Origin of the sequence: Rhizobium sp. NZLR1, assembly GCF_017357385.1 — a bacterium.
GTDB lineage: Bacteria > Pseudomonadota > Alphaproteobacteria > Rhizobiales > Rhizobiaceae > Rhizobium.
The window spans coordinates 4,401,546-4,424,865 of record NZ_CP071632.1; the positions used below are offsets into that span (position 1 = coordinate 4,401,546).

Here is a 23,320-nt window from a genome sequence, read left to right on the forward strand (position 1 = left end):
GCCCATTTGTGTTCTCTTATCCCTGCGAATCAAAAAGGTTTGATTTGCCGGGGGACGGCCGTCATGTTCAAGCATGGGGCGATGCAACAGTTGGGTAGGAGCCTATGCTGCAACGGATTGAAGATATTGATGCAGCGCTTGTCGACAGGCTGCAGCATTCGGCATTCAAGTACTTCCTGAAATATTCCAATCCCGAAAATGGCCTGGTGGCCGATACCTCGATCGGCGGCGTGCCGGCAAGTATCGCAGCCGTCGGCTTTGCCCTTTCCTCCTATCCCGTCGGTGTCGAGCGTTGCTGGATCAGCCGCGCGGAAGCAGCCGAACGCACGGTCAATACGCTGCGGTTTTTCGCCGGCGCGCGTCAGGGCGAGGAACGCCACGCCACCGGCCACCGCGGCTTCTTCTACCACTTTCTGCATATGGATACCGGCCACCGCGCCTGGAACAGCGAGCTGTCGACCATCGATACGGCGCTGCTGGTCGCCGGCATCCTGACATCAGCGCAGTATTTCATCCGCGAAGACGACGAGACGGAAACGGAAATCCGTGAGCTCGCGACCTTCATCTACGAGCGCGTCGATTGGCGCTGGGCGTTGAACAAGGGCGACACCATTGCCATGGGTTGGAAGCCCTCTTCCGGCTTCCTGCGTTGGCGCTATCACGGCTTCGACGAGGCGATCATCCTTTACGCACTGGCGCTCGCATCGCCGACGCACCCCATCCCGCAATCTTGCTACGACGCCTTTACGTCAAGCTATTCCTGGATGCTGCACGGCGAACAGTCCTATCTCTATGCCGGGCCGCTGTTCATCCACCTGTTCTCTCATGCCTGGATCGATTTCCGCGGCATTCAGGACAAGCCGATGGCGGAGCGGAACTGGGATTATTTCCGCAACACGCAGGCGGTCATCAACGTCCAGCGTGATTATGCCGAGCGCAATCCCGGCCAGTTCGTCGGCTATAACAAGAATATCTGGGGTTTCTCCGCCTGCGACGGCCCGCCGCCGACGCGGCGCATGCGCGGCGGCCGCCAGCCGAAGGTTCTGGGTTATGCCGCCCGCGGAGCCCCGCTCGGCCCGGATGACGGCACGATCGCACCCTGGGCAGCCCTTGCCTGCCTGCCCTATGACCGGCAGGCGGCTTTGGATGGCACCAAGGCACTTTTGACCAGCTATCCGAACCTGCTCTTGGAAGGCGGCTTTCCCGGCGGCTTCAACCCGACGGTCAAGACCACGCGGCCGGAAGGCTGGGTCGACGACCGCACCGTCGGCATTGATCAGGGTCTTCTCGTCATGACCGTCGAGAACGAGCGCTCCGACTTCATCTGGAAGCTGATGAGGCAATCGCCGGCCATCCGGCTCGGGCTCGAGCGCGCCGGCTTTACCGGCGGCTGGCTTGAAGGCATCGAGCCGCAAGAAGTGGTGCGCAAGTTCGGCTAAAGCAATTACAGGAAAAGTGCGAAGCGGTTTTCCGTCCGGAATTGCGTTAAAACAAGAAGTTATGGGGGTTCTGAGCGTCCTCGGACGCGCGACGCTTTCACTCAGCTCTCGAAAACATGCGCCTTGCCGGCGATATCGAGGCGAACGAGATCGCCTCGCGCCGGCAGCGCGACGCTCGAGGTCTTGATCAGGATCGGCGGCAGGGCAACACCGTCGAGCGAAACGGCAACGGTGCAGACCGCGCCGCCGAACTCCACCTCGACGACACGTCCGCCATGGTTGCGATCGCTTTCATCGGCAACGACGCGGATCTGCTCCGGCCGCAGCATGATCTCCGCTTTGCCCTGACGACTGCCTTCGACGGCGACGCGGCCAAGCGCGCAGTCGGCCAGACCGTTCCGAATGATCGCGGGAAGCAGCACGGCATCGCCGAGGAACAGTGCTGTCTCACGATCCCTGGGATGCAGATACAATGATTGCGGCGACCCGGCCTGAACCAGCCGTCCTTCTCTGAGCACCGCGACCTGATCGGCAAAGGTCAGCGCCTCTTCCTGATCATGCGTAACCAGAATGGTGGTAATGCCGGCCGCCTTGAGAACGCGCGCAACCGCCTTGCGCATGTTCTCGCGCAACCCGGTGTCGAGTGCCGAGAAAGGTTCGTCGAGCAGCATCAGCCGCGGCTTGCGGCCGAGCGCGCGGGCAAGCGCCACGCGCTGCTGTTGGCCGCCGGAAAGCTGATGCGGGCGCCGCACCAGCATGCCGCGGTCGAGCTCGACCATATCGAGCAGCTCGACGATACGCTTCTCACGGTCGGCCGCACCCCGCTCGAAGCCGAAGCCGATATTTTCGGCGACGCTTAAGTGCGGAAACAGCGCGCCGTCCTGCGAAACGATGCCGATGCCGCGCTTGTGAGCCGGCACCGTCGCGGGGCCGTCGGCAAGCACCTCGCCATCGAGCGTCACTCTCCCGACGTCGGGCTGCTCGAAGCCGGCAATGATGCGCAGCAGTGTCGTCTTGCCCGAACCGGACGGGCCAACGACGGCGGTGCGGCTGCCCGCCTGGACATCGAGCGAAATATCCTTCAGCGCCTGCACAGGCCCGTAGCGCTTGCTGATGTTTTCGATCGTAAGCAGCGTCATTGGCCGGCAGTCCGTTTCGATTGGGTATAGAGCATCAGCGTGAGCGGCAGCGACAGCACGATCATCATGAAGGCATAGGGCGCAGCCGAAACATAATCGATCTCGCTGGTCAGCGACCAGAATTTCGTCGCCAGCGTATCGACGCCGTTGGGCGACAGCATCAGGGTCGCCGTCAGTTCATTGGTAATGCCGAGGGCGGCGAGCGCGACGCTGGCCGCCGCTCCGGGTGCGGCAAGCCGCATGGTGATCTGCCGTACCGCCTGCCCCGGGGTGCGGCCGAGGCCCATCGCGGCGCGCTCCAGCTCCACCGGTGCCTGGGCGATGCTGGCGCGCAGCCCCACCATGGCGCGGGGCAGGAAAAGCATCACATAGGCGACGAGCAGCGTTGCAAAGGTCTGGTAGAGGGGCAGCACGAGACGCACGGTGATCGTCACCAGCGCCAGCGCCACGACGACACCCGGCAGCGAGCCGACATAGTAATGGCAGGCTTCGAGCACGCGCTGCAAACGGCCGGGCGCACGCACGGAAAGCCAGGCCATCGGTGCTGCGGCAATCGTCGCCAGCACGCCGCCGACAATGGCAAGCACGATCGTCTGCAGGAAAGCGCTGCCGACTTCGATGCGCCAGATCTCGGTGCCGCCGAGATAGAGCCAGCGGCCAAGCGTCACCAGCGGCACGCCGAGGGTCAGCACCGCCAGGACGACAGGCAGAAAAACGGCCGGCACCACGAACCAGCCGAGCCGGCGGCGATCTGTCGGACGCGGCGAGCCGGAGCCGACGCGTGCATACCGTTCGTTGCCGCGCACCAGCACCTCGAAGCCGAGCAGAAAAAGACAGCAGGCGACGAGCACGCCGCCGAGCATGTTGGAGGCGGGACTGTTGTAGGAGGACTGGAACTGGTCGACAATCGCCGTCGCGAAAGTGTCGAACCGGATCATCACAAACAGGCCGTACTCCGAAAGCAGATGCAGCCCGATCAGCAGCGAGCCGCCGCAAATGGCGAGTCGGAGCTGCGGCAGCACCGCCCGGAAGAAGACCCGCCAGGGATTGAGACCCAGCGAGGCCGCGGCATCCTCGATCGCCGGATCGAGACGGCGCAACGCCGCGGCGACCGGCAGGTAGAGAAAGGGATAATAGGCGATCACCGAGACGAAGACACCGCTCTGCAGGCCGTGCATGCCGGGGACGAGGCTGACCCAGGCATAGCTGTGTACGAAGGCAGGCACGGCGAGCGGAGCAATCGCAAGCCAGGCGCAGAGCCGCGCGAAAGGAATGTCGGTCCGCTCGGTCAGCCAGGCAAGCGTCACCGCAAGCGCGATCGATAGTGGAATGGTGAGCGATTCCAGCAGAACCGTGTTGACGAGCAGTTCGCCGACGCGCGGCCGGAAGACCAGGGCGTTTACCGTTTCCCAGCCGACATCATAGGTGACCCAGCCGATGAAGCCGAGCGGCACCAGGCTGAAGATCGCGACGATGGTTGCCAGCAGCACCACGGAAGCGTGCGGCATGGGCGCGCGCGGCAAACCCATCCGCCCCCCAGGCGCGACCGGCGCCGCGTTACCGGATGCGAGCAATCTGTTGTCCTGCAGCAAGGCCTATGCCTTTACACGCTGAAAAAGGAAGGCAACCGCTTTTGAGGAGCGGTTGCCGGATTTCGTCATGCCCTAAGGTTTTCTTGAGCCAAAAGCAATAGTTTTGGCGGAAGTCGCCTGCGCCAGAAGGTCAGATCAGGCCGGCGGCCGTCATCAGCTCCACAACCTTCTTGCTGTCGAGCGTCGAAGCTTCGACTTTCGGCGCGTCGAGATCGGCGAGCGGAGCGAGCTTGTCGTTGGAGGGCGCGTCCTTGCCGACGGCATATTCGTAGGAGTCACCATCCTTGAGAACCGCCTGGCCGGCCTTGCTGGTGAGGAACTTCAGGAAAGCCTGGGCTTCCTTCATGTGTTGCGTTGACTTCAGGATGCCGCCGCCCGAAACGCTGACGAAGGCGCCGGGATCCTGGTTCTTGAAGTAGTGCAGGCCGACATTCTTGCTGTTCTCGCCGGTCTTCGCCTGATCGCCGAACCAATAATAGTGATAGATGATCGCACCCTCGACTTCGCCTGCATTGACGGCCTTCATGGCGACGCTGTTGCCCTTGTAGGGCGTGGCGTTTTCCTTGAGAGCCTTCAGCCAGTCGGCGGTCGCCTGCTCACCCTTGAGCTGCAGCAGCGCAGCGACGATGGCCTGGAAATCGGCGCCGGCAGGTGACGCACCCCAGCGACCCTTCCAGGCCGGATCAGCAAGGTCGAGCATCGACTTCGGCAGCTTGTCTTCGGTGAGCTTCGTCTTGTCATAGGCAAAAACGGTGGTGCGGGCGGCAATGCCGGTCCACATGCCGTCAGCCGGGCGATATTGATCGGGAACCTGGTCCAGCGTGTCCTTTTCGATGGGGGCAAAGAGGCCCGCGCCATCGACCAGCGTCATCGCCGGCGAATTCTCGGTCAGGAACACGTCGGCCGGAGAGGCGTCGCCTTCCTGAATGATCTGGTTGGCGAACTGCATGTCGCCGCCCTGCCGCATGGTGACCTTGATGCCGGTCTCCTTGGTGAAGGCATCGATCCATTCGCGGCCCAGGCTTTCATGCTGGGCATTGTAGACGACGAGACTTTCGTCCTGCGCATTGGCGCTACCGGCGAGCGCGGTGGCGGCGAGAAGCGAAGCGGCAAGCGCGAGGGAAAAACGGCTAAGAGCAATGTTCATGATGGCCTCCGTGGCGATGTCACCCGAGGTCTCCACGGGTGATGAGAGGCGTATATTTTTCCTGACTGAGGATTTCAAGTTTGGCTTGCCCGAAAAAGCCATCACAATATCTTGACTAAATGTTTCATGTTATAGTGGAATAAATCGCGATTGGCCAAAAAGGCGACGCCCCTGCATGTCGCCCGGAAGTGTGCAGTGGTTCCGGATAGCGACACACTTCAAAACAAAGAGCTAACGCGCGTCGCATGAATCAATTGCATGCGACGCGCTTTAGGGAATGCCGCCCGTTGCAGCCGGCTTATTCGACGTCGAACTTGACGCCCTGCGCAAGCGGCAGCGTCCTGCCGTAATTGATCGTGTTGGTGGAGCGCCGCATATAGGCCTTCCAGGCATCCGAGCCGGATTCGCGGCCACCGCCGGTTTCCTTCTCGCCACCGAAGGCGCCGCCGATTTCGGCGCCCGATGGCCCGAGATTGACATTGGCGATGCCGCAATCCGAGCCGCGGGCGGAGACGAAGGTTTCGGCCTCGCGCATGTCGTTGGTGAAGATCGACGACGACAGTCCCTGCGGCACGGCATTGTGCAGCGCCAGCACCGCGTCGAAATCGCTATATTTGATCACATAGAGGATCGGCGCGAAGGTCTCGTGCTCGACCGGGCCGGTCTGATCAGGCATTTCGACCAGCGCCGGGCGAACGTAAAAGGCGTCAGTCGAACCATTGTCGACGCGGTCGCCGCCGGTCACCTTGCCGCCGGCCGATTTCGCTTCGCCAAGTGCTGCCTGCATCTTCTCGAAAGCCTTGCCGTCGATCAGTGGTCCCACCAGCGTGCCGGTTTCGAGCGGATTGCCGATGGTGACGGAGCCATAGGCCTTCTGCAGGCGCGGCACCAATTGGTCGTAGACGCTGTCATGCACGAAGAGACGACGCAGCGTCGTGCAGCGCTGGCCGGCCGTGCCCATGGCGGAGAAGGCAACGCCGCGCAACGTCAGGTCGAGATCGGCGCTTGGGCAGACGATCGCCGCATTGTTGCCGCCGAGTTCGAGAATGGCGCGGGCAAAACGCTGCGACAGCCGCGGACCGACGGCGCGGCCCATGGCCGTCGAACCGGTGGCGGAAACGAGTGGGATCTTCGGATGGTCGACCAGCACTTCGCCGACTTCACGGCCGCCGATGATCAAAGTCGATAGATTGGCCGGAGCCGTGCCGCCCTCGGCGATGAAGCGCTTCAGCGCCTTCTCGAACAGTGCCTGCACGGCAAGGGCGGTCAAAGGTGTCTTTTCCGAGGGCTTCCAGACGGTGGAATTGCCGCAGACCATCGCCAGCGCCGCATTCCACGACCAGACAGCAACAGGGAAGTTGAAGGCGGAGATGATACCGATCACACCGAGCGGATGCCAGCTTTCCATCATCCGGTGTTCGGAGCGCTCGGTGGCGATCGTCAGGCCGTAGAGCTGACGGGAAAGGCCGACCGCGAAATCGCAGATATCGATCATCTCCTGCACTTCGCCGAGGCCTTCGGATGTGATCTTGCCGACTTCGATCGAGACGAGACGGCCGAGTGCTGCCTTGGCGGCGCGCAGTTCCTCGCCGAGCAGGCGGACCAGTTCGCCGCGCTTCGGTGCAGGTACGGCACGCCATTCGAGGAAGGCCTTATGCGCCTCTTCGATCGCCGCATTCGCCTCGGCAACCGAATGCTCTCTGAGTTTGCCGATTTCCTTGCCGGTGACCGGCGAGCTGACCGACAGGGTGCCGCCGTGATAGCGGCCGGCATCGACGCCGAGTTCGGCAAGCAGCTTGGCGGTTTCGGTGGCGAGATCGAGGACGGCGATATTCATTGTCGTGGTTCCAATCTTATTATTCTCAGAAGCGAGTTTCGCTTCCCGGAAGCGTTTACCGGTTCTCAAAAGCGGGCATCGGCGAAATGGGCGACTTGAGCGCCCGCTTCGTACCATAGTTCCTTCAGCGCACGGAGCCTCGGTTCGGTCGGCGACGTCAGCGGCAGCGGCAGGTCGGCTTCGGCAAGCCGGCCGAGGATATGCTCTGCCAGCGTCCGGCCGAAGACCGTGCCGGGCGCAATGCCGCGGCCATTGTAACCCGAAAAGCCGACGACATTTGGCGCGAATTTGTGAAAGCGCGGCAGCGCATTGTCGGTCATGCCGATCTGGCCATACCATTCGCACTCGAATTCGACATCGCCGATAACCGGAAACAGCCGCTTCAGGGCGCGCTTGGCCCAACCCTTATGCACGGTGAGCCCGGTATTGCGCAACGCCCCGACACTGCCGAACACCAGACGTCCAGCCTGATCCATCCGGAAGGAGGAGAGGATTTCCTTGGTATCCCACGCGCCTTCCCGGCCCGCCAGGATCGACTGACGCAGATTGTGGCCGAGCGGCACGGTGGCGAAATTGAAATAGGGCAGATGCACCTGTTCGCTGCGCACCTGCTCCCACGGTCCGGTGCTGTAGGCGTCCGTCGCGACGATGATCCATTCGGCGCTGACTTCGCCGCTTTCGGTCTTCACCTTCCAGCGGCTGCCGTGACGCTCCGTTGCAACGACCGGACTGGATGTGTGAATGACGACGCCTGATTTGACGGCGGCATGGGCAAGACCGCGCGCATAGGCCAGCGGTTGCAGCGTTCCGGCGCGCATGTCGAGCAGCGAACCGGTATAGGCATCGCTGCCGATGCGTCTGGCCGTCTCCGCCGCATCGAGCAGCGTTACGGCGGCGCCGCGGGCGGACCATTGCGCCGCGCGTTCTTCGATCTCCTTCAGCCCGTCCGCACCGACAGCGCAATGCAGCGTGCCGTTGCGTTCGAGTTCACAGGCAACCCCGTGCCTGTCGATCAGTTCCATGACCAGCTTTGGCGCATTGCCGAGCAGCTCGAGCAGACGTTCGCCATGCACCGGGCCGAGCACGCCGGGCAGATCGTCGGGCATCACCCACATGCCGGCATTGATCAGGCCGACATTGCGCCCCGCCCCGCCGAAGCCGATCTCCTTGGCTTCCAGCAGCACCACCTTCGACCCGGCTTCGGCAAGATGCAGAGCAGACGACAGGCCGGTGTAACCGCCGCCGACGATGACGACATCGGCCGACACCGCGCCTGCAAGCGGCGAGGTGGCCGGTGGTTCGGCTGCGGTCTTTTCCCAGAGGCCGTGGGAGCGCGGATCATTCAGCATGGCTCAGTCCGATCGGAGCGAAATCGCGGTACTCTAACGCATATGATGAAGGGTTGAAGCCACCATTTTACGCGACGGTCTTCAGTTGCAGGCCCGCAAGACCGAGCGCCTCCATCGCCGCATCCAGCGATGCCGTCTGGCGTTCGGCATAAAGCGCCAGCTCGTCCTGGACGGTCCCGCCAAGTGCTGCCTCGAAGGCGTCGCGGTTCGAGCGGGTCGCATAATTCTGCTGCTGGTCGGCGCCGAGGTTCGACTGAAAGATGCCGGCTGCGCTGACCGGCAGGAAGTCTTCATAGACGATCGGGGCGAAGGCGAGGTAACCGTTGGTGATCAACGCTTCCGGATCGTCGGGCAGCGTGCCGCGGACGGCGGCGGCAATGCCAGCAGGTGTGGCGGAATAACGGAAGAAGGCCAGACCCTGCCTGCGCAGCTCTTCCCAGCTGTCCGGCAGCGCCTTGAAACGCTCGGCAAGTTCGCTGTCGTAGGCGCCGGCCTTGGCGCCGCCGGCGACGACCTGGACCTCGCCGCGAACCGAGGCGAGCAGCCGGTCGTAGAGCGCTCGGCCCTTGGCCGTCAGCGCCACACCGCGCTGTTCGATCTCGCCGAAGCGGGCAGTATGCGTACCCCGGATCGCACCGTCGTCATCGGAAAAGCCGATCCTTTCCTCCAGCGCCTTGAAACTCGTCTGCCGCAAGAGGATATCGCAATGACGGCGCGGTGGTCCTTCGATGACGGCCTTCGGCGTGATGCCGCGTTCCGGCATGCGGGCCTGGACTGCGTCGATATCCAGCGTGCGCGGCGTCAGGTGGTTGATATGCGGCCCCTTGAAGCTGACGACGTCGGCGATCAACCGGTGCGCATCGTGCAGGCGCTTGTAAGTCTTGGCGCTGATTGTCGCCTCACCGTGCCAGCGGAAGGTTTCGAGCGCCTCGGCGACGAATTCCACTGCTTCCGGCCCGGTCAGGCCGCCGTCCCGCTCATGACGCTCGATCAGCGCGATGGCGCGCGGCGTATAGATGCGCCGTGCCGCCAGAATGGCCGCCGCTTCGCCGCGCAGCCCCTCGTCTTCGATCAGCTCCAGCCGTAACAGCGAGGTAAAGACGCGGAATGGATTAACGTTGAGCGCAGCCTCGTCGACCGGCCGGAAGCTGGTGGAATGAACAGGCACGCCGGCAACCGAAAGATCGTAATAGCCGACGGCCTGCATTCCCATGACCGCAAACAGCCGTCGAATGGTGAAAAGTTCTTCTGCCGTGCCGAGCCGGATGGCGCCGTGGCGCTCGACATCGATGCGCTCCAGTTCGCCGGCGCGGGCCAGTCGCTCCCGCAGTTCGGGGTCGTTTTCGAGGCAGCCGGCATTCACATCCGCCACCAGTTCGATCAGCGTGCCGTATTGCGGCACCTCTGCCCGGTACATCTGCGACATCGCCTCGGTAAAGAGCGAACGGATACGGTCTGTGGAAACGAAGGCTTTCGGCATCGGGGACTCAGGCTCATTCCGCTTTTGCAGGATGAACCTCTTTACAAGCGTAACAAACCCAGAAATATCGACATTTTGGAAATAGCTCATTCTGAAGCGGAATGATCATGTTTGCTTCAAGACGATTTTTGCCATCGATTTCGCATCTCGCCGCCTTTGAGGCGGTCGCCCGCACCGGCAGCGTGACGGCAGCCGCGCGCGAACTCGATCTGACCCAGAGCGCCGTCAGCCGTCAGGTGAGCGCGCTGGAGCAGCAGCTTGGCGTCGAACTCTTCCGGCGCGAACGCCAGACCATGCGGCTGACGCTTGCCGGTGACAGTTATGCCCGTGAAATCCGCGAGGCGCTGCGGCGCATATCCAGCGCCTCGCTGAACCTGCGCGCAAATCCGTATGGCGGCACGCTCAATCTTGCCATCCTGCCGACCTTCGGCACGCGCTGGCTGGCGCCGCGCCTGGGGCGTTTCCTCGCCGCCAATCCCGGCGTCACCATCAATCTGGTGACCCGGCTTTCGCCCTTCGATTTCCGCCTCGATTCGATCGACGCCGCCATCCATTTCGGCCACCCGCACTGGCCGGGCGCCGAACTGGCTTTTCTGATGTCGGAGCGCACGGTGCCGGCCTGCAGCCCTGAGTTTCTGAAGCGCTACGCAATCTCCGGACCACAGGATCTGCTTTCGGTTCCGCTGCTGCACCTGACGACGCGGCCCGATGCCTGGGAGCAATGGTTCGCCGGCAACGGCGTTTCCTTCGAAAGCGTGCACGGCATGCTCTTCGACCAGTTCGCCACCGCCGCCCAAGCGGCGATCGCCGGCCTCGGCATCGCCCTCCTGCCGACATTTCTGATGCAAGAGGAGATCAGCCGCGGCGATCTCGTCGCCGCTGTCGACCGTGAAATGGAAAGCCGCGAACGCTATTATCTCGCCTTTCCGCCCGAGCGGGCCGACTATGCGCCGCTTGCCGCTTTTCGCGATTGGATCGTCTCGGAAGCGGCCGCCGATCCGGCCGCGTGACGAACGGCTTGCATCGGCATGGCGCTTTCGACCATTATGCCACCAACCAACCCTTTGCAGGAAATCCCCATGAAGCCGATCTTCGTCCAGCTCCAATGCGCCCCCGGCAAGACCTATGAGGTCGCCGATGCCATCTACCAGACCGAACTGGTCTCGGAGCTCTATTCCACCAGCGGCGACTACGACCTGCTGCTGAAGGTCTACATCGAAGAAGGCCAGGATATCGGCAAGTTCATCAACGACAACATCGCCAATATTCCCGGCATCGTCCGCTCGCTGACGACCTTGACTTTCAAGGCCTTCTGAAGCAATTCCAACAAAAGTGTGCTGCGGTTTTACGTCCGGAATTGCGTAAAAACAAAGATGCTCTGAATCAATCAGACGCGGTTAACCTTTTTCGCGAAGAATCGCCTTTCGGGACGCCGCTTAAACCGCGGCTTAACGCCGGAGAGATCTGGTCGTTGCTATAAGAGTCCCGCCTCAACTCGGGGCAACGTGCGCAGCTATAGGTGGAAAATGGCGATCGTCGAGGCAGATAGGGTGCGCGAGAAGGCGCAGCCGGAAACGGCGCCGCTGATCGTCCATGTCGTGCGCCAGTTCCTGCCCAACCGCGGCGGCCTGGAAGACGTGGTCGCCAATCTCGCCCGCCAGACTGTCCGGCGCGGTTATCGCGTCCGCGTGGTCACGCTCGATTCATTGTTCACCGCGCCTGAGGACAAACTGCAGCCGCGCGAAAACATCGACGGCATCGAGGTGGTGCGCATTCCCTGGTCCGGCAGCAGCCGTTATCCGCTGGCGCCTAAGGTTTTCCGTCATCTCGCCGATGCCGATCTCGTGCATGTCCATGCCATCGACTTTTTCTTCGACGCGCTCGCCTGGGGCCGGCTGCTGCATCGTAAGCCGATGATCGTCACCACCCATGGCGGCTTCTTCCACACGCGAAAATACGCGGCGATCAAGAAGATCTGGTTCCGGACGTTGACCCGCGCCTCGGCACTGGCCTATCGCAGGGTCGTCTGCTGCAGCGCGTCCGACCTCAAGCAGTTTTCGGAAATCGTGCCCGACAGCCTGCTGATCGAAAACGGCGCCGATATCGGCAAGTTCGCCGACACCGCTTCGCGCCGGGCAAAGCGCCGCATCGTCACCATCGGCCGGTTCTCGGTGAACAAGCGGCTGGACCATCTCCTCGATGCGATGGTCATGCTGACGACCCGTGATGCGGAATGGCATCTCGATATCGTCGGCGCCGAATCCGACCTGAACCGGGCGGATGTCGAAGCCGCGATCGAAAGCCGTAACCTTTCCGGCCTGGCCACCCTGCACGTCTCACCCGACAACGGCGCCATCCGACGGATCATCACGGATGCCTCGCTCTTTGCCTCCGCCTCTGAATATGAAGGTTTCGGTCTGGTGGCGCTGGAGGCGATGAGCGCCGGCCTGCTGCCGGTGCTGAACGCCAACGATGCCTTCGCGACACTTGCCGGCCGGCATCCTGCTATCATGCTTGCCGATTTCACCGATCCTGGGGCCGCCGCCACCGCAATCGAAGCGGCCTATGAAGGTCTTTCGCGCCAACCTGAGACCATTCGCGCTGGGCTTCTCGACGCTACGCGCCGCTATTCCTGGGATATCGTCGCCGGACGCTATATCGATCTCTACAGATCGTTGGATATCGTCGCCGTCGAAAACATCTGATTCTGCTTGCTGAAATTCCCGTCACGCTCTTGCGAGACGAATGATCTCGTCCAGCACGAATTTGCGCGACTGCGGCGGCGTCAGGTTGTGGTCGGCATCCGGCAGCATCAGCAGCCGGACGTTCGGATAGCGGGAAAGCCTTGCGCCGCGCGGCCCGAAATGGAAATAGACATGATCGAGCCCAACATCGCCTTCGCTGTAAATCAGCGTCAGCGGCACCTTGCGTTTGCCGAACAGCGCGAAGGAATGCCTGACCTCGCGGGCGATATGGCGTCGGTCGGGAAGCAGCTCGAGCAGCGGCGCGATCCACGGCGACAACCGGCGGCCGGCGGCGATGACGACATTCTGCAGCGCCGAAACCACATCCACCTGGCCGCGCAGCAGCCGCTTCAGCGTATCGAGCCGCGCCAGGCGCTGGCCGTAGTCATCCAGGCTGCGGGGAACGGAGACGACATGCTCTTTGCGCACCGGGATCTTCGGATCCCAGTAGTAGACGAAGGGATTGATCGACACGACGGCCTTCAAACGCTCATCGGCGACCCCTGCGCGGAAGGCGAGATAACCGCCACTGCATCGGCCGGCGACCATGACCGGACCGGTGACGATGCTTTCGAGCAGATCGAGCGAGGCGACCGCGTCCGCGGTCTGCGTATCGGAGTAAAGCACCTGTTCCGGTGCATCCGGCCGCGGCGGGCTGTCGCCGACATTAGCGGAATCGAAGCGCAGCGAAACGACGCCTTGCCGCGCGAGCTCGCGGGCCATATCAACCGTCGTCCGTCCCCAGCCGGCATGCCGGTCATAGGCCGTCGACAGGAACAGCACGGCATTGCCCTTGATCTCGCCCAGCGGCCGGCTGACGACGCCGACCAGGTGATCATGGCTTCCGAAACGCACCGGCATTTCCGTAAAGCCGTCACCTGCAAGCGGCGGGTTCTCGATCGCTGCCGATGAATGGGCTGCGGACGTCTCCGTCGTCCTTGCCTCCAGCCACGTCGTCAACAGCGCGATGACATCAATCGGCGTCTTGGCAAACAGCGGATTGGTGGCGAGCTCGTCATAGCCCTCGAAAGCCCTCTGCTCGACATCGGCGCCAAGCGCCCTCAGCGCATCGGCAAAGCCGGTATCCTCGGCCTTCGCAGGACGTTCGAGGATCAGATAGCGCGGGGCTGCAAGCCCCTGCGGTGAAGCGATGCTGAGCTTGCCGAGCTCGGCAGCGATCTCCTCGGGCATGACCAACCCGGCGATCTGCACCTTTGCCGTCTGGACGTGCTCCTTGCCGAGGCCGAGATCGGCATCGATAATCCTGGACCACATGTTGAGTTCACGCAGATAGGCCCGGCCGCTCAGCACCGGGGCCAGCATGACCAGGCTGTCGACACCGTCGATCGAGGAGCCGATGCGCTGGGAAAGTGTTGCCCCAAGGCCCTGGGCGATGAGGATGACGCGGTCGCAGCCGCTCAGCGACTTCAGCTTGACGGCGGCCGCACGGATCGAATTTTCCCAGGTCTCCAGCCTTGCCGGCAGCGCGCCGAAATCGAGCGCATCGCCGGTGCCGCGATAGTCGAAGCGCAGGCTCGGTACGCCGATATCGGAAAAATGCTCGGCCGCAACGCGGAAGAATTTGCGGCTGCACATCTCCTCGAAACCCCACGGGCTGACAAAGAGCACGGCCGCCGAACGTTTCTTCACTAGAGGATTCTCGGGCATGAACAGCCCGACCGTGCCGTCGAACACGACAGGCAGGGCAGCGCTGCGTCCGGCACCCGCAGCCGGATCGAGCGAGAATTCGCCGGGCGCGACCTTGGCACGATCGGGATCGCCGGGAAGCCGCGGTGCAATGAAATTGATTGCGTGCCCCACAGGCCGGCGCAACAGCGACGGCATCTTGTCGAGAATGGAGCGCATGACGTCGACATCCTCGCCCGGCACGGCGCGCAGCACGCGGAGCGCCGCGAAATAGCAGACTGTACCGGCGACGATTGCAGCGACCAGTCCGACCGGGCCATGGAGGAATTCCAGCACGGAAATCGCCGCGCAAGCGCAGAGCACGGAGGCGAGTGTCACCTTCGTCAGGCTTGCGTAGAGACCCGAAAGCTGGGATCCGAATCCTGTCTGTCTGATCATCATCACCGACATCGCAACGAAAACGAGGATGCGCACGAGTGCGGCACCCTCGGCTGCAAGCCTAGGTACGATCAGTAAACAACCCGCTACCATGAGAAGGCCACCTATCACACTGATGTTCAGGCGGGAGCGGGCCCGGTCCATCGACAACAGATAGAGGCTGAGGATCTGCATGAAGGTATAGGCGGGCGCGACGAGCGCCAGCAGCGCCACCACCGTGCCGCTGCGGCGGAACGCCTCGCCGAACACCACAAGCACCAGCTCGCTGGAGATCGCTGCCAGCCCGAGGCTCATCGGCAACACGATATAGGCCATGCTGCGGGTAACGGCTGCGAAGACCTCGACCGGCAAGGTCGAATCGTCGCTGTTGTGACGCCGCTCGGAATAATAGGGCAGCAGGCTGCCGGTCATCTGGATCGGCAGTTGAAGGGCGATATTGGCGATCGACAGTCCGACGGCGTAGTAGCCGACCATCTCCACCGACCAGAACTGCTGCAGGAAGAGCAGTTCGAGCCGATTGAGGAAGATGGAATCGATGATGAACTGGATCGACAGGATAACGGAGGAGGAAGCGAGAGATTTCAGCGAAACCCCGCACCAGTCGCGCCGCGAAAGAAGGATCGGCAGCGTAGCGAAAAACAGCACGAGCTGGCCGAGCGCATAACCGACGAGAACACCCTCGACGCCATAGAAAACGGCGCCGACGGCAACACCAGCGAGCTGCACAATCGAGACTGCGACCGTCAGCCGGAAGAAGGCGCCAAGCTTTTTTTCGCCAATCAGGTAAAATTTGACGAAGGATCCGATCGCCTGGACGAAGAACAGCACGCCGGTAACCAGGGCGACGGACGGCGCGGTATCGGCCCAGTGCATCTCCTCGGAGGTCAGGAAAAACAGAGCGTAGAGCGCCAGCAGCACGACGGTCGAGAACATCATGAAGCTGACGAGGATGGCGGCAAAACCGCGCCGGCGGCGCGCGTCGTATCCTTCCGCAGAAAGTTGCGGTAGGGTCTTCAACAGCGTGATGCTGGAGCCGAGTTCGGCGATCGAGGCGCCCGTGACCACCAGCCAGAGCGAGAAGGCGACGATGCCGTTGGCTTCCGGTCCGAGCAGCCGCGCCGTTATGATCGATGAAATGAAGCCCGTCAGCAAGAGCAACATGCCTGCCGCCGCATTCATCATCGAATTTGCGATAATACCCTTCGACATCTGTCCATCCGCCAGGATCGGCCTAAAACGCGTCGCGATCTTTCAGATTCGCGCCTCGCGCTTTGGGCCTTTGTTTTTACACATGCCGTTATCGCAAAACCGCTGCATACCTTTGCGCGACATGCTCTAAAGCCGGATACCCGCCACCTCTAATGCAAAAATGTTAAAATAAAGCGGAGTGGCGACCTCACCTTAGCTTGCCTGCATCGCCGATAGCTTCTGAAGCGCTTTCTCATAGCTGTTCTCAGCGAGGTAGCGCAGCAGGAAGGCCCGCGCCTTTTCAGCCTTCTCTCTCGCAAGCTCGGGCGCGCGGAAGATATCCCCGAGGCGCGCGGCCGCGGCTTCCGGAGAAGGATCTGCCCAGACCGCGCCCTCGAGCCCGGCAAATTCCGGATGGGTATCGACGACCGGAATGAGGGGAGAGTCGACCAGCCATGTATTGTCCGGATCGCAGAAATCCGCCGTGCCCGACCAGGCGGTTGAGATAACCGGCGTGCGCTGCATGATCGCCTCGGCAACCGTCAGCCCGAACCCCTCGGAACGATGCAGCGAAAGATAGGCGTCGGAAGAGCGGATGAGGCCGTTGATCTCGGCGTTCGACAGCCTGTCAGTGACGATTCTGATCCGGGCGTCACCCGCGACCGAAGCGACCAGTGCGCGCAGGCCTTTGTCCTTGTTCACATCGCCGCTGGCCTTCATCAACAGGAAAGCGCTTGGGGCCTCGGCGGCGAATATCCTGAAGGCTTCGATCACCGCCTGCGGATTTTTCCGGTTGATCGAGGAGCCGGCGCTGAAAATGAAGCTGACGAGAAAGGCGTCCTTCTCGATGCCGAACTTCTCCCGCATGCCTTCCGTTGCCGGCGCCGCGGTGACGGGATGCGGAACGACGATAACGGGTGCCTTGGTGAGCGGCGCAATCGCCCGCCGGGTGAATTCCGACGGCACGAAGACGGCATTCATATAGTGCATAGCGTTGCGCCACTCGGCCGGTACGACTTCGAGCTCCCAGGCGAAATACCCGATATTGAAGGCGCGGGTGAAATTCGCAACGCCCTTCTTCAGAATGGCGCGCGGCAGCATCGGCGGATTGAGATGCCAGATACGGCTTCCCGGCGCCTCGATCGAGAGAGGCGACGGTGTCCATCCGGCGAAGGACTCTTCGTCGGGATGCGTGCTGACGTCGGAAAGCGAAATCGCCCTTCCCGCCTCCGACAGAGCGCCGGCGCAAAGCCTTGCCGATTCGCCGACGCCGACAGCCATCGAGAGATAGCCGACGATTTCCACCGGCTTGCGCGGATTGAAGGCAAGCCGCGATCGCGGGATCAGCCGCTGCAGCACATGGGCACGCAAAAAGCGGTATGTCGTTCTCAAATCGCGGTCTTTCTCAATGGATCGGCATCGTTTTTCGCGAGATTCAGCCCGAGAGGGCGACACGATGCGAACTTCCCAGACTTCTAATCTCGCCTGCAGGCGCGATATCGCTTTCGGTGCCGGGCAGCGCCGAGAGCGTCACGCGCCGCATCGCACCGGGGGCGAGGTGGAACCAGTCGTCGTCGGCCCGGTGGCCTTCGACGTCGATATGCACCGATTGCGCCAGCCGGTCGGTCCTCAGATCGACGAACCAGTCGTCGCCGTCCCTGCCGAGTGATGCTTCGATGCCGGCATCATGCAACGCCTTCCCCCGTCCGCACGGGAAGTGGAAGCTTTCCGCGAGGATGGCGCCATCTGCCAGCGAACGCAGGCGCGCAACACTCGCATCATGCGACGGCGGCCCGAAACGGAAGGCATAGGTCGTATCGAAAAAGGCGCCGAACAGCGCGGTGCAGGCAATACGCTCCGTGTCCCTTGCGGCCAGCTTGAAAGCCCTGCTACCGCTGAGCACCTGCTGTTTTCCGTCCCGCAGGCAGATGACTTCGAGTTCCACATCGAGAGCGGCATCCGTCTCGTTGATGATGTGCACGTCGAGACCGTTGGTTCCCTCGTCGGTGAAAACCACCTGAACCGGCCGGAATGCACGGCGCATCGCATACCAGGCCGGCTTCGGCTCTCCGGTGGAATCGATCACCCCCCAGCCGGGACCGGGCAGCAGATCCTGCAACGTCCAGACGAGGGCGCCGTTACAGGAGGAGCCCTTGCGCCGCCATTCGGCAAAGGTCTCTTCGATCACTTCGCCGGTGACGGCGCGGGAGAGATCGAGATAATGCCCCGGATCTTCGCGGCGCAGCTGGGCCGGATCGAAGCCGTAGAGAAGCTGCAGATAGAAATCGCGAACATCCTCGAAATCCCAAGATGCGCTGCGGTCGCGTGGCACACGCGCCTTCCAGAGCGGGCTGTGCACAGCCGGCACATCGAGATGCCGTTGCAGCGTCCTTTGCTGCGGCACATGCGCGAAGGCGAGGCTCTCGGAGGCAAAACGCACGTTGGCGCGACGCGCGTCGGCAATCGGCAGCATATAGGCGCCGACGCCGTAATAATGGGCAATACCGGCATTGGGCGAAAACGGCATCGCTCCACCATGGGGCGAGTTCGGGACATAGGGCACGTCGGGACGCATGCGCGTAGCGATGGCCGGGATGATCTCATCTGTGACCGGCCCGCTCCAGAATTCCATGGGCAGACCCAGCATCGCCGCCTGCTGGTGGATTTCGCTGCCGCCGCAGAGCACTGCGAGGGAAGGCGACGCCTGGACGCCGTGCAGGAATTCCTCGACCTCGGCATGCACATGGCCGAGAAAAGCCTTGTCGTTGCGCGGATAGTCGAAATTGGCGAACATGAAATCCTGCCACACCAGCAGGCCGAGCTCGTCGCAGAGCGTAAAGAAATCGGGCGTCTCGTAGACCATGGTGCCGCCGATGCGGATCATGTTCATGCCGGCGCCAGCGGCAAGCCGCAGGAACGGCTCATAATCCGCCCGCCCGCCCGGCAGACGCGCGATATCGGCTGTCGTCCAGACCGCGCCGCGGCAGAAGATGCGTTCGCCGTTGACGGTGAGCGCGAAGTCGTCGCCGTCTTCGCCGTGGTCAACGTCGATCCGCCGGAAGCCGGTCCTGCCCAGCGGATATTCAACGCCGTCGGAAATCAGCGTCAGCTCGTAGAGGCGCGGAGCGCCATGCGTATGCGGCCACCAGGGCTCGATGTCGGAAAGCTTGAGGATAGCCGAGTAATGATTGTCGCCGATCTTCTCGAAGGGCTGCTCCATCCCGCCGCAGTGCAGCAGCATCGCGGGATGCTCGGCATTGCTATGCAGGGAAACGCTGAGGCGGCCGACGCCGCTTTCCTCCAACACCGCGCGGATGGAGACATTGTCGATCGAGACGGGATTGCGCCGCACCATCGAAATCGGCCGCCATGGCCCGACGGCATGGATATCGGGGCACCAACCCGGCATATGACCGAGCAGCGTCGTGCGGAAATTCTTCAGCCCCGCCGGCGTGATCATCTGCGGCCGCCAGCGTGCGCGCGGGCCCGGCTCCGACAGCCGGGGGCCGAGCGCCCGGAAGCATAGCGCCAGTTCGTCGCCGCCCGAAAGCGTCACCGGAATCTCGTGCGCCGTGAACATGCTCTCGGAAAACAGGATTTCTTGGCCGTTCAGGAAGACATGGCAAAGCGTCGCGAGCCCTGCAAAACGCAGGATTGCCTCGCCGGGCTCGGCATCGAAGAGTCGGCAGAGATACCAGGCGTCCCTGGTGTTCAACGGTTCGGGATTTTCCCGATCGAACAGCCCGGCCTTTTCCAGCGCTGCGGCGACGGTTCCGGGAACGGGCGCTGGGATGAGCCGCGCGGAGAGCGGGATATCGTGCGGCACGGCGCAGGCGCCCGGCTCCGTCAGGATCAGGTTCCAGCCTTCGGAAATCAGACTTTCCTCGGCACCGATGCTTGCCAAACGCCCCCGCATGGTCAGATCTCCGGCCTCAGATTCGCCCCGCAAGCGACGCCATCATGGAATCCCATGCATCGGCAGCCGGATCAAGGGCTGCCTGCAGCGGTTCGAACTTCCGGCGAGCGATGGCACGGGCAAGCTGGAACTGCACGGATTTCGCCGTATCCGAAATGCGCCGGGCATGCTCGGCGGCCGCGGCGAATTCATCAGCAGAAAGCCAGACCAGATAATCGGCCGCCAGCTCGAAATTGGCGCCCACCTGGCGAAGCGTATTGAAGGCATATTTGTGGAAGAAGCCGAACGGCCGCTCCGCCACCGCTTCGACCTGCTGCGGAAAAACGCTTGCAAATGCACGGATCGGATTTTCGCTGGGACGCCTGTTGAAATGAACGCCGGCAAGCCGCCGGGCGGTCGCGCGCAGATACTTTTCATCAGCGGGCTTTTCCGGGAACCGGGCAAATTCCGCATAGGGCAGGAACGGCGGCTCATTCTCCGTCAGCTGCAGCTGGAACAGCCCGTTGAAATCCTCGCCTTCGAGGCGGAAATAGCCGGCATTGTGGAAATAATCGACACGCTTGGCGGCAACATCCAGCCGGTTGATGGCCACCGTCGTCTTGCCGTGCTCCAACAGGTAGGCGGTCCCGCGCGTATCCGGCATGTAGAAGGAATCCATCTCGATCAGGCAGAGACGGCCCCGCGCGATCTGAACTTCGACATGGCGTTCGACGCGGTCGTAAATGGCAAGCTCGGTCGCGCGAATGCCGTAGAGCGCTTCGAGATCTTCGAGCGGCACCTTGAAGAAGGTGAACTGGTCGCCCTCGAAATCCTGCGTCAGGGTGAAACCGAGCATCGCCTCGGGCGCAACGCCTGAGGTCGCCAGCACCTCGATCCAGAGATCGACATAGCAATTGGTTTCCGGCCAGGTACGCTCGCCGGAATGCAGCGCGTGCTGACGATAGGTCTCCGGGTCGATTCCCGAAAATACCGATGTCATCGACCGGCTCAACCCCACAGCGCTTTCCGTACGCTGGCCGGCCATTCCTTCACATCGAGCCCGTGATGATGGAAGAGAGCCAGCGCGATGCGCTCCAGTCCGAAGCCGACGCAGGCGGTGTGGGCGACACTGCCGTCTTCAAGATTGAGACCCCATTTCGTCCCGAAGGCATCCTGATGGTAGTTGAAGCTCATGCAGGCGGTCGGATTGGCGGTCGAGGTGATCGGGATCAGCAGTTCGAATTTCAGGTTCTGGTCGCGCTGGTTGTTGGCGAGCATCTTGCCGGCGCGGCCGAAGAACGGATCGTTGGCGATATCGATCGTCACCTCGAGGCCGACGGCCTTCATCATCTCGACACCGCGATCCATCCAGCGCTGGCGGAAATCGGTAACGTGCTCTTCGGTGCCCATGCAGACATATTCGCGCATGCGAAACAGCTGCTGGCGGGCCGGATCCTTCGACGGTTCGTGGCGGAAGCAATAGGATTGCAGGTCGAAGAGGCCGCCCGTCTTCGGCAGGTTGCCGCGCTTGGCGATCGTTGGATAGAGTGGATAACAGGCGGCCGGCGTCAACACGATGTCGGTCGCCTCCTGCCCCTTGGTCCAGTCCTCGCCGACCTCCATGCATTGCAGCAGACTGACATGATCCAGTTCGCTGCCGCAGAAGCTGTGCACCGTGCCGGCGAGCTGCGGAAAACTCTTCATGTAGCCGCTCGTCTCGAAGAAGGCGCGGTTCATGCCGGGCGGAAAGCGCATGGCCTCCGCGCCGTCGGCGCCGCCGAACGTGTCGATTAGGCGCTCGAAGGCAGCGATCACCTCTTCGAACTGGCCGCTGCGGCCATAGAGCCCATCGATGCCGGTATCGATCAGCAGCCCGGCTTCGAAAAGCCGGTCCAGAAACGAGGTCTGCATATCCATGACTGTCACCCCAGTAGGCTAGTGTCCTGCTTATGGACAAGAAGCATGCTCGACGTATTGCCGAGGATGCGGTCGTTCGAAATCATCAGCTGTGCGGAGTGCGCGTCGCGCAGATGGCGTCCAAGGCTGAAGGGCGTGCCATTCTTGTAGCCCATGATGCCGCAGATCAGCATGGCGTGGTTGACGATCTCCAGGATCGTCTCGGACGAGGCGATCTTGACGTTGTTCATCGCCACCGCAAATCCCATCGAAGACAGCCGGTCGACATCGACCTTGGCATCCTCATAGGCCTTGAGGCCGGCAACCACATTGGATTTCACCATCTGCAGCAGGTTCGAAACCTCGGCCAGGCGCAGCGCGCCCGGCGGCTGCGCATCCGGCGCCTTGCGGGCGGCAGCGCGCACGAAAGCCTGGGCGCGGACGACGGCGTCGACCGCGATGCCGTACCAGACGCCGCTCCACAACAGATGCGAGGAGGCGAGCATGGATTGCGCGGCGATCTCCGCGAAAGGCTTCGGCAGGATCTGATGCGCCGACGCTTGCCCCTTGAAGAGGAATCCGTCGGAGCAGGTGCCGCGCATGCCGAGCGTATTCCAGACATGCGTTTTCTCGAGCGTGTACTGGTCCTTGAGGAAGGCCGTCAGCACCTGATCGGAGGAAGCCGCCTGCGCATGGGCACGCGAGGTGATGAGAATGGCGTCGGCATGTGAACCGTAGGAAATGACGGTCGCATCCTTTTCGAGGCGGCAGGTGTCACCATCGACCTCGACCGCGCAAATGCTGTTGCGAAGGTTTCCGCCGATACCACCTTCGGTGGTGGCCGATGCGATCAGCAACTGATCAGCGGCAATGCGGCGCATGAAGTCGCGGTGCCATTCGCTGTCGGCACCGTGTTCAACAAGGCTCGACAGCTTGATGTGATGCATGGCGAAGACCATGGCGCTTGCAGCGCAGGCCTGGCCGAGCATCGAGCACAATTCGGCGATCTCGGTGATCGAGGCGGATTCGCCGCCGAATTGGCGCGGCACCTGGATGCCGAGCAGCCTTTCGGCCTTCATCGCATCCACGGCTTCGCGCGGAAAGCGGGCTTCGACGTCGACCGCATCGGCGTGTTTCGCCGCGATTTCGACGACGCGGGCCACTCTTGCGACAAGACCGTCCTGCATGATCTTGACGGGGAAATTCATCAGGCGACCTTCCGGCTGTCCCGGATGAGATCGACGGTCCTGGCGATGGCAGAGATGCTCGCGAAAGATTTGCGATTCAGGAGATTGTCGGGAAATTCGATGTCGAACGCCTCTTCGATGCCAAGCATCAGCTGCACCGAAGCAAAGGATGTCAGACCGGCCGCATAAAGGTCGGCATCGTCGGCGACCTGGTCGATCGACGCAGGAAGTTTGCCGAATTTGGCTACGAGGTCGCGGATTGTCTTATTCATCCCATCACTCCAAGATTCTCATGATCCCGAACCGGCGTTCATCGCCTTGTCATGAGCGTTCTTTTAGTGC

The 23,320-nt window shown here is 62.4% G+C and carries 17 protein-coding genes; 4 read left to right on the forward strand and 13 right to left on the reverse strand.

The window, feature by feature from the left end; genetic code table 11:
- The first annotated feature begins 104 nt into the window (after positions 1-104).
- On the forward strand, positions 105-1,439 hold the full coding sequence (locus J3O30_RS21635; RefSeq protein WP_207582195.1) for a glucoamylase family protein: 1,335 nt from the start codon (positions 105-107) through the stop codon (positions 1,437-1,439).
- Between the two features lie 101 nt (positions 1,440-1,540).
- On the opposite strand, the gene J3O30_RS21640 is transcribed toward J3O30_RS21635, so the two are convergent.
- The 6 genes from J3O30_RS21640 to J3O30_RS21665 all read right to left on the reverse strand — a co-directional run bounded on the left by J3O30_RS21640 (position 1,541) and on the right by J3O30_RS21665 (position 9,983).
- Positions 1,541-2,578, reverse strand: a complete 1,038-nt coding sequence (locus J3O30_RS21640) for an ABC transporter ATP-binding protein (RefSeq protein WP_207582196.1) — start codon at positions 2,576-2,578, stop codon at positions 1,541-1,543.
- Positions 2,575-4,170 carry an iron ABC transporter permease gene (locus J3O30_RS21645; RefSeq protein WP_246762702.1) on the reverse strand — a complete coding sequence of 532 codons (1,596 nt, stop codon included), beginning with the start codon at positions 4,168-4,170 and terminating at the stop codon, positions 2,575-2,577. Before J3O30_RS21645 ends, J3O30_RS21640 begins: the two co-directional genes overlap by 4 nt.
- A gap of 130 nt (positions 4,171-4,300) precedes the next feature.
- On the reverse strand, positions 4,301-5,317 hold the full coding sequence (locus J3O30_RS21650) for an iron ABC transporter substrate-binding protein (protein ID WP_207582198.1): 1,017 nt from the start codon (positions 5,315-5,317) through the stop codon (positions 4,301-4,303).
- A gap of 298 nt (positions 5,318-5,615) precedes the next feature.
- Positions 5,616-7,154 (reverse strand): aldehyde dehydrogenase family protein, encoded by a 1,539-nt coding sequence (locus J3O30_RS21655; RefSeq protein ID WP_207582199.1) that lies wholly within the window; start codon positions 7,152-7,154, stop codon positions 5,616-5,618.
- A 65-nt stretch (positions 7,155-7,219) separates the two neighbouring features.
- Positions 7,220-8,503: an FAD-binding oxidoreductase gene (locus J3O30_RS21660; protein WP_207582200.1), complete on the reverse strand. Its 1,284-nt coding sequence runs from the start codon at positions 8,501-8,503 to the stop codon at positions 7,220-7,222.
- 67 nt (positions 8,504-8,570) lie between these two features.
- Positions 8,571-9,983: a VOC family protein gene (locus tag J3O30_RS21665; protein ID WP_207582201.1), complete on the reverse strand. Its 1,413-nt coding sequence runs from the start codon at positions 9,981-9,983 to the stop codon at positions 8,571-8,573.
- Positions 9,984-10,084: 101 nt separating this feature from the next.
- Between J3O30_RS21665 and J3O30_RS21670 the strand changes: the two genes are divergently transcribed.
- The 3 genes from J3O30_RS21670 to J3O30_RS21680 all read left to right on the forward strand — a co-directional run bounded on the left by J3O30_RS21670 (position 10,085) and on the right by J3O30_RS21680 (position 12,688).
- The gene (locus tag J3O30_RS21670; protein ID WP_207582202.1) at positions 10,085-10,993 is read left to right on the forward strand and encodes a LysR family transcriptional regulator; all 909 of its coding nucleotides are present in this window, start codon (positions 10,085-10,087) and stop codon (positions 10,991-10,993) included.
- Between the two features lie 69 nt (positions 10,994-11,062).
- On the forward strand, positions 11,063-11,299 hold the full coding sequence (locus J3O30_RS21675) for an Lrp/AsnC ligand binding domain-containing protein (protein ID WP_003567502.1): 237 nt from the start codon (positions 11,063-11,065) through the stop codon (positions 11,297-11,299).
- A gap of 210 nt (positions 11,300-11,509) precedes the next feature.
- Entirely contained in the window at positions 11,510-12,688 is a 1,179-nt protein-coding gene (locus J3O30_RS21680; protein WP_207584401.1) for a glycosyltransferase family 4 protein, read from the forward strand.
- Positions 12,689-12,709: 21 nt separating this feature from the next.
- Here the strand turns inward: J3O30_RS21680 and J3O30_RS21685 are convergent, their stop codons facing one another.
- The 7 genes from J3O30_RS21685 to J3O30_RS21715 form a co-directional block, all read right to left on the reverse strand.
- On the reverse strand, positions 12,710-16,021 hold the full coding sequence (locus J3O30_RS21685; RefSeq protein ID WP_207582203.1) for an alpha/beta fold hydrolase: 3,312 nt from the start codon (positions 16,019-16,021) through the stop codon (positions 12,710-12,712).
- A 192-nt stretch (positions 16,022-16,213) separates the two neighbouring features.
- Positions 16,214-17,392 (reverse strand): glycosyltransferase family 4 protein, encoded by a 1,179-nt coding sequence (locus J3O30_RS21690; RefSeq protein ID WP_207582204.1) that lies wholly within the window; start codon positions 17,390-17,392, stop codon positions 16,214-16,216.
- A 43-nt stretch (positions 17,393-17,435) separates the two neighbouring features.
- Positions 17,436-19,916 (reverse strand): glycoside hydrolase family 2 protein, encoded by a 2,481-nt coding sequence (locus J3O30_RS21695; protein ID WP_207582205.1) that lies wholly within the window; start codon positions 19,914-19,916, stop codon positions 17,436-17,438.
- 16 nt (positions 19,917-19,932) lie between these two features.
- Positions 19,933-20,913: a DUF1839 family protein gene (locus J3O30_RS21700; RefSeq protein ID WP_207584402.1), complete on the reverse strand. Its 981-nt coding sequence runs from the start codon at positions 20,911-20,913 to the stop codon at positions 19,933-19,935.
- Positions 20,904-21,812 (reverse strand): amino acid--[acyl-carrier-protein] ligase, encoded by a 909-nt coding sequence (locus tag J3O30_RS21705; RefSeq protein ID WP_207582206.1) that lies wholly within the window; start codon positions 21,810-21,812, stop codon positions 20,904-20,906. Before J3O30_RS21705 ends, J3O30_RS21700 begins: the two co-directional genes overlap by 10 nt.
- Positions 21,813-21,817: 5 nt before the next feature.
- Entirely contained in the window at positions 21,818-22,999 is a 1,182-nt protein-coding gene (locus J3O30_RS21710) for an acyl-CoA dehydrogenase family protein (protein WP_207582207.1), read from the reverse strand.
- Positions 22,999-23,250: an acyl carrier protein gene (locus J3O30_RS21715; protein WP_012559298.1), complete on the reverse strand. Its 252-nt coding sequence runs from the start codon at positions 23,248-23,250 to the stop codon at positions 22,999-23,001. Before J3O30_RS21715 ends, J3O30_RS21710 begins: the two co-directional genes overlap by 1 nt.
- Between the last annotated feature and the right edge of the window lie 70 nt (positions 23,251-23,320).